The organism is Novacetimonas maltaceti (genome assembly GCF_002906255.1).
In the GTDB taxonomy this organism is placed as follows: Bacteria; Pseudomonadota; Alphaproteobacteria; order Acetobacterales; family Acetobacteraceae; genus Novacetimonas; species Novacetimonas maltaceti.
On record NZ_POTC01000061.1, the window covers coordinates 1 to 14229 of the forward strand.

A 14229-nucleotide genomic window follows, 5' to 3' on the forward strand; every position below is an offset into this window, starting at 1 on the left:
GCAGAGCTACGTCCCCGACCACCCGGTGATGGAGGCCCTCGTCTCCGGCGATTTCGCAAGCTTCATGGAACAGGAGGCCGAACAGCGCCGTCCCGGCTTCTGGCCGCCCTTCGGCCGCCTTGTCGCCATGATCGTCAGTGCCGACACACCCGAGGCCGCCGATGCAACCGCCCGCGCGCTGGGGCAGGAAGCCCCGCGCCTTGAGGGCGTGCAGGTGCTGGGGCCCGCGCCCGCGCCACTTGCCATCCTGCGCGGGCGGCACCGGCAACGCCTGCTGCTGCGCGCGCGGCGCAATATCCCGGTCCAGCCGATCATGCGCGAATGGCTGTCGCGCGTGAAACCCGAACGCGGGGCGCGGGTGGATGTGGATATCGATCCGATTTCGTTTCTGTAGGGTTGAGGGCAAGAGAAGGGTCTTCTTTTTCTGAAGAAAAAGAAGCAAAAAGACTTTGATTCCTAAACGGGATTACGGGCTGGCAAGGACAGTGTTCCCGGAATACCAGCCCGTACAATGCCGCGCGAAGCACTGATAGAAGTTTTTGGTGAAGCTTTTTGCAAAAAGCTTCGAAAACCCTACCGCGCCTCCGACGCCTGCATCATCCCCTTGCGCACCAGCCCGTCCACCGGACGCCCCGCCAGCGACAGGGCCACGGCCTCCGCCACGCGGATGCCGTCGATCCCGGCCGACAGGATGCCACCGGCGTAACCCGCCCCCTCGCCCGCCGGATACAGGCCGCGCGTATTGACGCCCTGCCCGTCCGCGCCACGCGGGATGCGCAGGGGGGAGGAGGTGCGTGTCTCCACCCCGGTCATGACCGCATCCTTCATGGAAAACCCGTCAAGCTTCCGGTCGAAGGACGGCAGCGCCTCACGCAGGGCCGCAACCGCGAAATCCGGCAGGCAGGTGGCGAGGTCGGTTGGCGTGACACCGGGACGGTAGGACGGCGTGACATCGCCCAGCGAGGTCGAGGGACGGCCCGCCAGGAAATCGCCCACCGTCTGCGCCGGGGCGAAATAGCGGCCCCCACCCGCAAGGAACGCCTGGCGTTCCCAGTGGCGCTGGAATGCGATCCCCGCCAGCGGGCCGCCGGGATAGTCCACCTCCGGCGACACGCCCACCACGATGCCTGCATTGGCATTGCGTTCGGCGCGGGAATACTGGCTCATGCCATTGGTGACGACCTGCCCTTCCTCCGATGTCGCGGCGACCACCGTCCCGCCGGGACACATGCAGAAGGAATAGACCGAGCGGCCATTGGACGCCTGGTAGGACAGGGAATAATCCGCCGCCCCCAGTGCGGGGTCCGGCGTGCGGGTGCCGTACCGCGCGACATCGATGACCGACTGCGGGTGTTCGATGCGCACGCCGATGGAAAAGGGCTTGGCCACCATTTCCACCCCGCTGGCATGCAGGCTGGCGAACGTGTCGCGCGCGCTGTGCCCGATGGCAAGGATGACATGCGTGGCCGCGATGACCTCGCCCCCGTGCAACCGCACGCCCGTCACCTGCCGCGCGCCGTCCGCCCCCTGCTCCACCAGCAGTTCGTCCACATGCGCGCCAAAACGGTATTCCCCGCCCAGCGCCTCGATCTCCGCGCGGATATGCTCCACCATGGAAACAAGGCGGAACGTGCCGACATGCGGGTGGGAAAGGTAGAGGATTTCCTCCGGCGCGCCGGCGCGCACGAACTCCTCAAGCACCTTGCGGCCGTAATGGCGCGGGTCGCTGACGCGACTGTAGAGCTTCCCGTCGGAAAATGTCCCCGCCCCGCCCTCGCCGAACTGCACGTTGCTTTCGGGATTGAAGATAGATTTGCGCCACAGCGCGAACGTATCGACGGTGCGTTCACGCACCACCTTGCCGCGTTCAAGGATGATCGGGCGCAGGCCCATCTGCGCCAGGACCAGCGCCGCCATGAAACCGCACGGCCCCGCCCCGATCACGACGGGCCTGCTGTATCCCGGCCCCGCGGCGATCCGCGCCCCGTCATCGATGCAGAAGCGGTAGCGCGTATCGGGCGTGGGGGCGATGTTGGCGCGCCCCGCATGCGCGGCCAGCACCGCCCCCGCGTCACGCACCCGGCAGTCAACGGTATAGACCAGCATGACCCGCCCGCGCCTGCGCGCGTCATGGCCACGGCGGAAGACCACGACCTCCTCCAGCGCGTCCGGGGCAATGCCCAGACGCTCGATGATGGCCTGTTCCAGCGCCTCGCGGTCATGGCCAAGGGGCAGGCGCAGTTCGGTAAGTCTGATCATCGGGAAAGGGTCCATCGACACGATGACGCTCCGGCAGGGGGACATGACATGAATGGGCGGGTGACGTGCAATCACCCATTGCCCGTGTGCGGCGCGCCTGCCATATCATGCCGACCCGGATGGGGCGAGTGCACCGTCGCGCATTCCGCCGCACGGCATGCGCGGACCCGCGCGCCACACGCCCCCTGTTGGAAGTTCCCGTTCCGTGGCGTGCCGCCACCGGGGCAGAAACTGAGGAAAGAGCGCGCCAATGGGCGACGAGCATCACGATGACGCCTGTCACGGGCATGACCATTCCCATGACCACGACAGCCATGACGGGCACGGGCATGAGGCACATGGCGGGCACGACCACGCCCATCACGGCGGGTTCGGCCATCACCACGTCCATGCCCCGGCGTCCTATGGCCGGGCCTTTGCCTTCGGGATCGCGCTGAACCTGTCCTATGTCATCGCGGAGGCCGTGTGGGGCGTCGCCTCGCACGCGCTCGCGCTGCTGGCGGATGCGGGGCACAACCTGTCGGACGTGCTCGCACTTGGGGCGGCGTGGCTGGCGGAAGTGCTGTCGCGGCGTTCACCCACCACCAATTTCACCTATGGCCTGCGCCGTTCCTCCATCCTTGCAGCCCTTGGCAACGCGGTCGCACTGCTGCTGGTCACGGGGGGGATCATCTGGGAATCGGTGCTGCGCCTTGCCCATCCGCACCCGGTCGCGGGCATGACGGTGATGGTCGTCGCCGCCATCGGCATTGCCGTCAACGGCGTGACGGCAATGCTGTTCGCAAGCGGCGGCAAGGGGGACCTGAACCTGCGCGGCGCGTTCGTGCACATGGCCTCCGACGCGCTGATGGCGCTTGCGGTGGTGGTGTCGGGCGGCATCATCCTGATGACCGGATGGCTGTGGGTGGACCCGGTGGTCAGCCTGCTGGTCTCCGTCTCCATCGTGATCGGCACATGGTCGCTGCTGCGCGATTCGCTGGACATGGCGCTCGACCGGGTGCCACGTTCGGTCGATCGCGTGCAGGTGGAAAGCTACCTGCGCGCCCTGCCCGACATCGTGGACCTGCATGACCTGCATATCTGGCCCATCAGCACGACCGAAACCGCGCTGACGGTGCACCTTGTCCGTGACGGACATGCCCCCGCGATGGACAGCAGGACACTGCATGACATTGCGCATGAACTGAAGGTGCGCTTCCAGATCGTCCATCCCACCCTGCAGATGGAAACGCGCCACGATGCCACACTGTGCGTCCTTGCGGCGGCACACAGCGTATGAACAGCGTCTCCGCCGACATGGGCACATCGACCACGCCCCCCGCTTCGGGCGCATCGCGCAACATGATCGCGTGGGTAACGCTTGCGGTCAGCATCCTTGCGCTGGGGATGAAATACGCGGCGTGGCGCGCCACCGGCAGTGTCGCGCTGTATTCCGACACGCTGGAGACGATCATCAACGTCGTCGCCGCCGTGGCCGGGCTGTGGGCGCTGCATGTCGCAAGCCTGCCGCCGGACGAGAACCATACCTATGGCCATTACAAGGCCGAATACCTGTCCGCCGTGGCCGAAGGGGTGCTGGTGGTCATGACCGCCGTCACCATCGGGCACGAGGCGTGGAAGGGATGGTTTTCCCCACACCTGCCGACCAATTCGCTGATGGGCGTGATCCTCAATGGCGGGGCCGGTGTCCTCAACCTCGTCTGGGGATCGGTCATGATGGCGGCGGGGCGGCGCCACCAGTCGCCCACCCTGATCGCGGGAGGGCAGCATGTCCTGTCGGACGTATGGGCGTCGGCGGCGCTGGTGGCGGGGTTCGTGCTGATCCCGCTGACGGGGTGGGAACAGCTTGACAGCATCCTCGCCGCGCTGATCGCGCTCAACGTGCTGCGCACCGGATGGGACATGATGCGCACGTCGATTTCCGGCCTGATGGACGCCGCCCCCGACCCGGCCACGCTGGCGCAGATCCGCCGGATCATTTCCGCCAATGCTACCGGCGCGATCGAGGCGCACGACATCCGCGCGCGCATCGTCGGCGCCATGACCTTCATCGAATTCCACCTTGTCGTCGCAGGTGACATGAGCGTGGAGACCGCGCACCAGATCTGTGACCATATCGAGGAGGCCCTGCGCCAGGAACTGGGCAGCGCGCTGATCAACATCCATGTTGAACCCGAGCGCAAGGCCAAGCATAACGGCGTCATCGTCCTGCCCTGATCCGCCCTTCCCCTTTCGGGGATGGCAGCCATGCGGTGGCACGGCGACGTGATACCGCAACCCTGCGCCCATGCATCGGTTTGGGATCATGGTGGCGGCATGGGAGACTGCCGGCGCCCCTCGGGGCCGATAACGCCATTTTCACCCCTGCATGGCAGGTACCGCCCCCGGTTCCACGCATTACTGAAAGCCACGCCCTGGCGATGAAACCTGACCTTACCCCTGCCCGCAGGCGTCACCTGCGGCGCTCCGCCCGGATCACCACGGAACAGTGGCGGCGCAAGCTTGCCTGCTGGACGGCGGCCGTCGCCGTGGGAATCGTGGCGGTCGGCTTCGCCCTTGCGGCCGACAGGGCGGCGGCCATCCGCACGCACCTGATTACATGGAACCCGTGGATCATGCTGGTGGTGACGCCCGGTGGCCTCGCCCTGTCATCATGGCTGACGCGGACATGGTTCCGTGGCGCGCAGGGCAGCGGCATCCCGCAGACCATCGCGACGCTGAACCTGACCAATTTCGCCGTGGTCGACCGGTTGCTGACGCTGCGGGTGGCGTTTGGCAAGATCGCGCTGACGACGCTGGGCCTGCTGGCGGGGGCGTCGATCGGGCGCGAGGGACCGACGGTGCAGGTGGGTGCCGCCATCATGCACACCTGCGGGCGGTGGCTGAACCTGTCCACCGTCAGCATGCGGCGCGGCCTGATCCTGGCGGGGGGTGCCTCCGGCGTGGCGGCGGCCTTCAACACGCCGCTGGCGGGGATCGTCTTCGCCATCGAGGAACTCAGCCACTCGTTCGAGCAGCGCACCAGCGGCACCATGCTGACGGGCGTGATCCTGTCGGGTGTCACCGCCATCGCGCTGGTGGGCAACTACACCTATTTCGGCCACACGGATGTCAGCGTGCCCATCGGCATCAGCTGGATCGCGGTGCTGACCTGCGGCATCCTTGGCGGCGTGGGCGGCGGCGTGTTCTCCGCCATCCTGATCCGCGCGACGGCGGGCCTGCCCGGTGCGCTCGGCCGCTTCGCCAAGGGGCACCCGGTCGCCTTCGCCGCCGCATGCGGGCTGGTGCTGGCGCTGCTGGGCATTGCATCGGACGGCATCACCTATGGCACGGGCTATTATCAGGCGCGCTCCGTCATTGACGGGCAGGCGCATTATCCCGCGTCGTTCTTCATCCTGAAATTCATCGCCACCATCATCTCCTACTGCTCCGGCATTCCCGGCGGGCTGTTCGCGCCGTCACTGGCGATCGGGGCGGGGTTTGGCGGCTGGGTGGCGCAGTTCCTGCCGCACACCACGCCGGGGGCTGTCGTCCTGCTGGGAATGGTGGGGTATTTTTCCGCCGTGGTGCAGTCGCCGCTGACGGCGTCGGTCATCGTCATGGAAATGTGTGACAATCAGGAAGTCACGCTGGCGCTGCTCGCCACCGCGTTCCTTGCCTATGGCGTCTCACGCATGATCTGCCACCATTCGCTGTACAGCGCGCTGGCGGAATCGTTCCTCGGCGGGGTGGCAAAACAGCAGCCCCCCGCCCCCAGGGCACCGATCGCGCCAAAGCAGGCCGCCCCCACACGGTAAAGGATTGTTCTTAAAAGTTTTTGGTGAAGCTTTTTTCAAAAAGCTTCGAAAGACACCGCCTTTTTAAAAAAAGGCGGCACCCAAAAACTTTTATTACTTTATCAATCCTGTCCCGGCGCGCAGATATGGCGATAATAGTCCAGCCACTGCCGCGTCACCGCCTCACGCGTGTAGCGGGCACGGTACTGCGCATACCCCCCCGCCACGATGCGCGCGCGCAGGGCCGGGTCATCAAGCACGGCACGCAGCGCATGCGTCAGGGCGGCCACATCGTCAATCGGCACCAGCATGCCGTTTTCCCCATCGCGCACATGCGCGCGTGGCCCCGCACTGGCACAGGCGACCAGCGGCGCACGCACCGACCACGCATCGAGGATGACGGTCCCGAACGGTTCGTAACGCGACGGCAGCACGCAGATGTCCGCCGCCGCCAGCAGCGCGCCACGGTCCGTCCGCCAGCCAAGGAAGCGCACGCGCGACGCCACCCCCAGCGTTGCGGCCAGTTCCCCCAGCGCATCACGCAGCGGCCCGTCCCCCGCCATCCACAGGTAGCAGTCCGGCAGGTCGCGCAATGCGTGCAGCAGTGTTTCCAGCCCCTTGGCCTCATGCAGGCGCGACAGCGTCAGCAGCACGCGCGCATTGTCGGGCGTGTGCATGGACTGGCGTGATACGGGGGGCGCGTCCTCCACGGACGGGAAGGTCGGGATATAGGCGACGTGCCCGGCGGCAACCCCGCGCGCCTGCATCGATTGCGCCATGTCGGGCGTGCAGCCGACGAACCAGCGGCAGTGCGAAAATGCGCGCAGGTCCTTGTAATTGCCGAACCATCCGATGACCTGCGCCGCGCGTCCCGTCCTGCGCGGCGTCAGTTCGGCAGCACGCCGCAGCCAGCAATGCACGATGTCAGGCCGGTAACGCGCGATCTCGCGCCCCATGCGCCAGCGCTGCATCGCGGTAAGGGGCGGCCGCAGGGGAGCGGTGACGACATCCACCCCCGCCGCGCGCAGTTCGGCGGTGCGCGGGGCGTCAGGGCGCATCACCACGCGCTGCGCCAGCCCTGCGCGCTGGAGGCTGAGGATCACATCGGTGGAGTAGAGTTCCGCCCCGCCATTCCCCCGTCCCGCCATGATGTGCAGGACGCGCACGGGGGGCACGTCCGGCATGGACATGCCCGCGTGCGATGGCGTGCTCAACGCGTGGACAGGTCCACGACCGCGATGCGCCCTTCCTCCGTCCCGAAGGCAAGGGCGCACCCGTCCTCGCTGAAGGCCAGGGCGGAAACCGGGCCACCGCCCGCCGTGCAGACCGGCAGCAGCTTCTGCGCTGCCGTGTCCGCCAGCAGCACCGTGCCATCGGCAAAGCCCGCCGCCACGATCTCATGGACGGGATGGACCGCAACGCGGGTGCAGACCACGCCCGGTATGCCGCCCAGTTCCGCCGGCGCCTTGCCCATCGGCCCGCCACCAAAGAACGGCCACATCACCACGACATCCGCGCCGCTGGTCACCAGCCATTTGCCGTTGCGGGTAAAGGCCATCGACTGCACCTTGGAGGGGTAGCCGCTCATGCGCATGTTGTGCCCGTCCGACAGCCGCCAGCCATGCAGTTCGGATTCCTGCATTGATGTCACCAGCGCCTCGCCCTCGGGGTGGATGGCGATGCCGATATGGCTGCCCTTCCATTCCAGCAGGCGTGGCGTGTCCACCTTGGCCTGCACGAACCACATCGTCGCGCCGTTGTAATGAGAGGCCGCGATGCGCTTGCCCTTGGCGTCGAAGGTGATGCCGCTGACGGTGGAGGGATGCTCCAGCGTCTTGAGCGTGTTCGCCCCCGACGCATCGCGCAGTTCCACCTGCTTGCCCGCGGCAAAGGCGATCACGCCGCCCTTTGTCGCGTCCTTCGGGTTGGTCCAGGTCGTGACATGCTCGATCCAGCGGCGGCCCTTCACCAGGTCGCTGACGCTGCCATCGGCGGCCACGCGGCGCAGGGCATTGTCATCCCCGCCCGTCAGGAACCCGTCAGGCGCGGCATCGGGGGCGACCGACAGGATCGCGCCGTCATGGATGGTCATCACCTGCCACGCATCGGCCTGCCCCCAGTCGGCGCGCGGGGCGATGACGATATCGCCCTCCCCCGTCGTGAAGGCGACCTGCTGGCTGTCGCGCGAGATGGCGCAGCCGGTCACATGGGCCTCCAGCGTGCGGGTCGCGCCCCGGCGTTCGAGGAGGGAATTGCCGTTCATCTGTTCGCTCATTTCGCACGGCAGCTTTCAAAGCCGCGACGCAGCTGCGGGCGGTTGAGGTTGCGCCCGATGAACACAAGGCGGGATTCCGGCTTCTCGTCCTTCTTCCACGGGCCGATGAAGCCGCCATCGGCCATCATGTGCACTGCCTGGAATGCGAAACGCTGCGGCTCCCCCTTGTAGTTCAGGATGCCCTTGGCGCGCAGGATGTCCGCGCCCTTTTCCTGCAACAGCGCGCCGATCCACGCCTGGAACTTCGCCGCATCCAGCGGTTCCTCCACCACGAAGGACATGGAGGTCACGTCCTCCTCATGATGGTGTTCGGTTTCCTCAAGGAAACGCGGCGCCTGCTGGAGCGCGCGCTGCAGGTCGAAGCCCCCCTGGTCGAGCACGTCGCTGAGCGGCACGTCGCCACGCTGCGCACGATGCAGGCGCGCCACCCCATTGATTGCACGGATGCGCGATTCGATGGTCGCCAGCGCCACTTCATCGACAAGGTCGGTCTTGTTGAGGATGATGACATCGGCAAAGGCGATCTGGTTCACCGCCTCCGTGCTTTCCTCAAGCGTCTGCAGCACGTTGTAGGCATCGACCACGGTCACGACCGCATCAAGCCGCGTCTTGCCGCGCACGTCCTCGTCCACGAAAAATGTCTGTGCCACCGGGGCGGGATCGGCAAGGCCGGTCGTCTCGACAATGATGCCGTCGAATTTGCCGCGCCGCTTCATCAGGTTGCCAAGGATGCGGATCAGGTCGCCGCGCACGGTGCAGCAGATGCAGCCGTTGTTCATTTCGAACACTTCTTCATCCGCATCGACGACAAGGTCGTTATCCACCCCCAGTTCGCCGAATTCATTGACCACGACCGCGTATTTGCGGCCATGTTCGGCTGTCAGGATGTGGTTGAGCAGCGTCGTCTTTCCCGCGCCCAGAAATCCGGTCAGGACCGTGACCGGCACAAGCCGGTCGGTATCCGGCGAAGCCTGCGTGGCGTCCGACATGGTGTTACTCCATCACTCTCGAATTACGTTTCCTGCATATAGGCATACAGGCGTGCCTGTCACATCCCCCTGCCCCATACCGTCGGCATGCGCCACGGTCATGCGCCGACACATGCGGCACGGACCCGGTGACGGATGGCGCGGGCCTGCGGCAGGTCGAAACACCGTGCCTGCGCGCGTCCCCGCGCCGACAGGGCGGCACGTTCCTCGGGCGCTGCCATCAGGCCGGACAGGGCGGCCGCCAGTCCTTCCACCGGCATGGGGGGCACCAGCAGGCCGCCATCCCCCACCACCCGCGCCAGCGCGCCATAGGGCGCGGACACCAGCGCCGCCCCCGCCGCCATCGCCTCCAGCGCGCTCAGGCCGAAGGGTTCGGGCCAGCGACCGGGCATGACCACGATCGCCGCCCGCCCCATCGCCGTCAGCACATCCGCATGGGGGCGGTATCCCATCATCTCCACCCCCGCCGCCTGCGCCTGCGGGCGCAGGGCGGCGATGAAAGGGGTCTGGGGCGCATGTGCAAAGAAACGGTCCGCGCCATACATCACCGCGCGCCACCCCGGATGGGCGGCCCGGATCGCCGCCCATGCCTGCACGAACAGGTCCGCCCCCTTGTCCGCCACCACCCGTCCGGCGAACATCACCACCCGTTCACGCGCGGCAGGGGGCGTGCAGGTTGCGGGAATGGCGGTCCCGTTGGGGGAAAAGGCGACACGCGCGCCACAGTTGTCAGGCAGGCCATCAAGGAAGCGGTCGCGCAGCCAGTGGGAGACGGCGGCGACATGCACCCGCCCCAGCAGCGCCTGCCGCGCGGCGGGCGTCCGGGCGAAACGCATGCCCTGCGGGTCGTTATGCAGCACCAGCAGGATGGGAATGCGGGGAAACCGGCGCGCAAGGAACAGCGCCATGTCGGGGCGGTTATGCACCTCGATCAGGTCGGGCGCGGGGGTGTCGCGACGTATCGCACGCCCCACCGCCCGGGCATAGCGCCAAAGCGTCGTCCCCGGTGGCCACCATCCCACCACCGCAGGCACGAACCGCCCGCCCGGCAGGGGCGCACCTGTTATGGGCATGCCCACGACGACATCATCCGGCCCGGCCATGGCCGTGACCTGCAACCCGATGGCACCCACGGCATCGGGGCTGTATCCCTCCCGCCGGGGCAGGACCGTGACAACGCGCATGGGACGTACGGTGCCCGACCCGTGGATCAGGGAATGTCCTCGAACCGGGCGTTGCGCCATTCCCTGGGCTCCGCCAGCGCGGTCTGGTACCACTGGTCCACCAGGGGATGCGCGCGCACCGCGTTCATGTAGGCCACCGATTCCGGCGAGGGCGTCACGCCATAGGACAGGAAGCGCGAGACGATGGGCGCATACATCGCATCGGCCAGCGTGAAGTCCGCGCCGAACAGGAACATGCCACCCTGCCCGAAATCCAGCCGGGCCTCGGTCCAGATGGCATCAATACGCGCGATGTCCGCGTCGATGTCGTCATTCGTGCCCCCCGCCAGCGGACGGGCATTGCGCCCCACATTCATCGGCATCGCCGCACGCACCGCGCGGAAACCGGCATGCATTTCAGCCGCGATGGAACGCGCGAAGGCGCGCGCGCGCGGCACGGACGGCCACAGCGCGGGGACAAGGTCGGCACAGTATTCGCAGATCGCGATGCTTTCCCACACCGCAACCCCGCGATGTTCAAGGTAGGGCACCTTGCCATTGGGGGAGATGGTCTTGATGGCCGACGTGTTGCCATCATTGGACAGCGGGATCACCACTTCCTCCACATCCAGCGCCGCCAGCCTGACCGCAAGCCAGCCACGCAGCGACCACGAGGAGTAGCGCCGCGTCCCGATGACCAGTGTTCCCTCAGCCATGTCTTCGTCCTTTCGTGGTGGTCAGGCGGCGCTGTCGTGACGGCGGATGAACCCGCCGCCAAGCACCCGCGTCCCGTCATACATCACACAGGCCTGCCCCGGCGCGGGCACCGCCGCCTCGTCCAGCAGGACCGACGCGCCATCGTCCGTGCGCCAGACCGTGGCGGGGCGCACCGCCTCACGCGCGCGGATCTGCACGCTACAGCGCAGGCCATCGGCAGGCGGTTCCACCAGCCAGTTCATGTCACGCAGCCGCAGTTCACGCGTAACCCCACGCGTACGCGGGCCGATCACCACGCGGCGGCGGCCGGGTTCGATGCCCACGACCATCTGGCGTTCCCCGCCACGCATCGTCGCATCCCCAAGGCGGCGGCTCTGCCCCACGGTGTAGCGCGCGACCCCTTCGTGCGCGCCCACGACATTGCCGGCAAGGTCCACGATCTCGCCCGCGCCACTGGTCTGCGGGCGCAGCTTTTCCACCAGGGTGGCGTAGGAGCCATCGGGGATGAAGCACAGGTCCTGGCTGTCGGGCTTGCCCGCCACCGCAAGGCCGAAACGCTCGGCCTCCGCGCGGACGGCGTCCTTGTCGGGCATGTCGCCAAGCGGGAAGCGCAGGAAGCCAAGCTGCTGCAACGTGGTCGCGAACAGGAACCATGACTGGTCGCGCGTGCTGTCCACCGGGCGGTGCAGTTCGACGCCCTGCGGCCCCTCGATGCGGCGGACGTAATGGCCGGTGGCCATCGCATCGACGCCAAGGTCGCGCGCCATGCCCAGAAGATCGGTGAATTTCACGCCCTGATTGCACGCGACACAGGGAACGGGCGTCTCCCCTTCGGCATAGGCGTCGGCGAACGTCTCGATCACGCTGTCGCGGAAGCGCCGTTCGGCATCGATGACGTAATGCGCGATGCCCAGCCGGTCGGCCACGCGTCGGGCGTCATGGATGTCGCGCCCGGCGCAGCACGCCCCCTTGCGCGCGCTTTCGCGCGAGTCGTACAGCTGCAGGGTCGCGCCCACCACCTCATGCCCCTCCGCGACGAGGCGGGCGGCGACGACGGAACTGTCCACCCCGCCGGACATGGCGACCAGGATACGCATGGGTCCGCTCTACTTTCAGAAGGATTGAGGAGACAACCGGGCCTTCCTGCCTATCGAAGGCGCAGGCCCGGCGTCAAAGGAATTATCCGCCCACGCGTTCAGGACGTGCGCGGCAGGCGCACCACGAGGCCGTCGAGCGCCTCCGTCATCACGATCTGGCAGCCAAGGCGCGACGTCTTCTCCAGCCCGAAGGCGAGGTCGAGCATGTCTTCCTCATCCTCCGTCGGGGGCGTCAGTTTCTCCGCCCACTGCGGGTCCACCACCACGTGGCATGTCGCGCAGGCCAGCGACCCCTCGCACGCGCCTTCAAGGTCAATTCCGTTCTTGTGCGCGATTTCCAGCACCGACAGGCCAAGCGGGGCCGCGACCTCGCGCCGGGTGCCATCACGTTCGACAAAAACAATATGCGCCATCATTCCATCCTGAACACAGTTCCACGCCCGGACATCCCTGCCGGGCCACTCCTATCCCCGCGCTACGCGCTCCCGGCCGCGGCACGGCACAGGATCGCCGCCGCACGATCCACATCGGCGCGTGAGGTATAGCGTCCGACCGCCAGACGCAAGCTTCGCGCCGCCTGCGCCGCATCCAGCCCCATCGCCGTCAGCACGTATGACGGCACCACCTCGGCCGAGGAACAGGCCGATCCGGTGGACACACACAGTTCGGGCGCGCGCGCCATGATATCAAGGGCGGTGGCGCCGGGGAACCGCAGGTTCAGGTTGGTCGGCAGGCGGTGTTCCATGCTGCCATTGACCATGATCCCCGGACACCCGGCGCGCAGCAGGTGCAGCAGGTGGTCGCGCAGCATGCGCCCACGCGCGGCGTCCGCCGCCATTTCACGCATCGCGATATCACATGCCGCGCCAAAGCCGACCAGAAGCGGCGCGGGCAGCGTGCCCGAGCGCAGGCCACGTTCCTGCCCCCCGCCCGAAAACAGCGGGGCCAGGCGCACGCGCGGCCTGCGCCGCACGAACAGCGCGCCCACCCCCTTCGGCCCATACATCTTGTGCGCGGAGACCGAGGCGAGGTCGAGGCCCATGGCCCGCACATCCACCGCAACCTTGCCCGCCGCCTGCGCAAGGTCGCTGTGCAGCAGCGCCCCCGCCCCGCGCACCAGCGGCGCAAGGGCGGCCATGTCGTGCATCACGCCGGTTTCATTGTTCGCCATCATGATGCTGACCAGCAGCGTCGGCACCTCCAGCGCGCAACGCAGCACATCGGGGTCCAGCAGTCCGTCCGCCCCGACCGGCAGGATGACGGGTTCGCACCCTTCGGCCGCCAGGTCGCGAACGGATTCCAGCACGCATTTATGTTCGGTCGCCACCGTGATGACCCGCCGCCGCGCCGTGCCGGTGGACAGCAGGTGGCGCACCGCCCCCTTGATGGCGAGGTTGTTGGCCTCCGTCGCGCCGGAGGTGAACACGACTTCCCGCGCTTCCGCCCCGATCAGGGCGGCGACACGGGCACGGGCGATGTCCACGGCGTCATGCACGCGCCGCCCCGCCGCATGGTCCGCGCTGTGCGGATTGGCGAAATGCGTCGTGAACCACGGCAGCATCTCCTCCACCACGCGCGGGTCGCACGGCGTCGTCGCCTGGTAATCAAGGTAGATTTCCCCATCGGGGGTATCCCCGCCCGGGCGTGCCGTCTCCAGCATTATCATCATAACTCCGCCACGTGTGGGTAGAGCCCTACCATGTCAAGGTAGTGCTCATGCGCGGCACCATATGCGCTTACCATAAAGAAGTTTCTGGTGAAGCTTTTTACAAAAAACTTCGAAGAACGCCGCCTTTTTGAAAAAATCCGGCACCCAAAAACTTTTAGGGGCTGGCATAGGTAAGCATTGTTTGGGACGGTTCACGCGGACAGTTTAGCCCATTGAGTGAGGATTTTCAGGAGTTTTGCCGGCGAGCGGATGTTGAAGCGCCACTCGCACTCGGCCAGGAAGAG

12 protein-coding genes and 1 pseudogene are annotated in these 14229 nt (G+C 67.1%); 4 read left to right on the top strand and 9 right to left on the bottom strand.

Going from position 1 to position 14229, the window contains the following annotated elements; genetic code table 11:
- Nucleotides 1–394, top strand: a pseudogene (locus KMAL_RS14350) (primosomal protein N'); the annotation flags it as partial.
- A 179-nt stretch (nt 395–573) separates the two neighbouring features.
- On the opposite strand, the gene KMAL_RS14355 reads toward KMAL_RS14350, so the two are convergent.
- Nucleotides 574–2259 carry an NAD(P)/FAD-dependent oxidoreductase gene (locus KMAL_RS14355; protein WP_110096290.1) on the bottom strand — a complete coding sequence of 562 codons (1686 nt, stop codon included), beginning with the start codon at nt 2257–2259 and terminating at the stop codon, nt 574–576.
- Nucleotides 2260–2509: 250 nt separating this feature from the next.
- Between KMAL_RS14355 and KMAL_RS14360 the strand changes: the two genes are divergently transcribed.
- From KMAL_RS14360 to KMAL_RS14370, 3 genes are all read left to right on the top strand, one after another.
- Nucleotides 2510–3538 (top strand): cation diffusion facilitator family transporter, encoded by a 1029-nt coding sequence (locus tag KMAL_RS14360; RefSeq protein ID WP_110096283.1) that lies wholly within the window; start codon nt 2510–2512, stop codon nt 3536–3538.
- Between the two features lie 17 nt (nt 3539–3555).
- Nucleotides 3556–4476 (top strand): cation diffusion facilitator family transporter, encoded by a 921-nt coding sequence (locus KMAL_RS14365; RefSeq protein ID WP_110096291.1) that lies wholly within the window; start codon nt 3556–3558, stop codon nt 4474–4476.
- A 203-nt stretch (nt 4477–4679) separates the two neighbouring features.
- Nucleotides 4680–6056, top strand: coding sequence for a chloride channel protein (locus KMAL_RS14370; protein ID WP_110096284.1), 1377 nt, complete (start codon nt 4680–4682; stop codon nt 6054–6056).
- Nucleotides 6057–6157: 101 nt separating this feature from the next.
- Here the strand turns inward: KMAL_RS14370 and KMAL_RS14375 are convergent, their stop codons facing one another.
- The 8 genes from KMAL_RS14375 to KMAL_RS14410 form a co-directional block, all read right to left on the bottom strand.
- Nucleotides 6158–7201, bottom strand: coding sequence for a glycosyltransferase (locus KMAL_RS14375; RefSeq protein WP_110096292.1), 1044 nt, complete (start codon nt 7199–7201; stop codon nt 6158–6160).
- Between the two features lie 44 nt (nt 7202–7245).
- A complete protein-coding gene (locus KMAL_RS14380) occupies nt 7246–8298 on the bottom strand; it encodes a WD40 repeat domain-containing protein (protein WP_239020160.1) in 1053 nt (350 codons plus the stop codon).
- An 8-nt stretch (nt 8299–8306) separates the two neighbouring features.
- Nucleotides 8307–9299 (bottom strand): CobW family GTP-binding protein, encoded by a 993-nt coding sequence (locus tag KMAL_RS14385; RefSeq protein WP_110096286.1) that lies wholly within the window; start codon nt 9297–9299, stop codon nt 8307–8309.
- A gap of 98 nt (nt 9300–9397) precedes the next feature.
- Complete coding sequence (locus tag KMAL_RS14390) at nt 9398–10483, bottom strand: glycosyltransferase family 4 protein (RefSeq protein WP_110096287.1); 1086 nt, start codon at nt 10481–10483, stop codon at nt 9398–9400.
- 26 nt (nt 10484–10509) lie between these two features.
- Nucleotides 10510–11178: a glutathione S-transferase family protein gene (locus tag KMAL_RS14395; RefSeq protein WP_110096288.1), complete on the bottom strand. Its 669-nt coding sequence runs from the start codon at nt 11176–11178 to the stop codon at nt 10510–10512.
- A 21-nt stretch (nt 11179–11199) separates the two neighbouring features.
- Nucleotides 11200–12276: a tRNA 2-thiouridine(34) synthase MnmA gene (mnmA, locus tag KMAL_RS14400; RefSeq protein WP_110096289.1), complete on the bottom strand. Its 1077-nt coding sequence runs from the start codon at nt 12274–12276 to the stop codon at nt 11200–11202.
- 98 nt (nt 12277–12374) lie between these two features.
- The gene (locus KMAL_RS14405; protein WP_110096293.1) at nt 12375–12689 is read right to left on the bottom strand and encodes a ferredoxin family 2Fe-2S iron-sulfur cluster binding protein; all 315 of its coding nucleotides are present in this window, start codon (nt 12687–12689) and stop codon (nt 12375–12377) included.
- A gap of 62 nt (nt 12690–12751) precedes the next feature.
- Nucleotides 12752–13936, bottom strand: a complete 1185-nt coding sequence (locus KMAL_RS14410; RefSeq protein ID WP_110096294.1) for a cysteine desulfurase family protein — start codon at nt 13934–13936, stop codon at nt 12752–12754.
- Nucleotides 13937–14229: the final 293 nt, after the last annotated feature.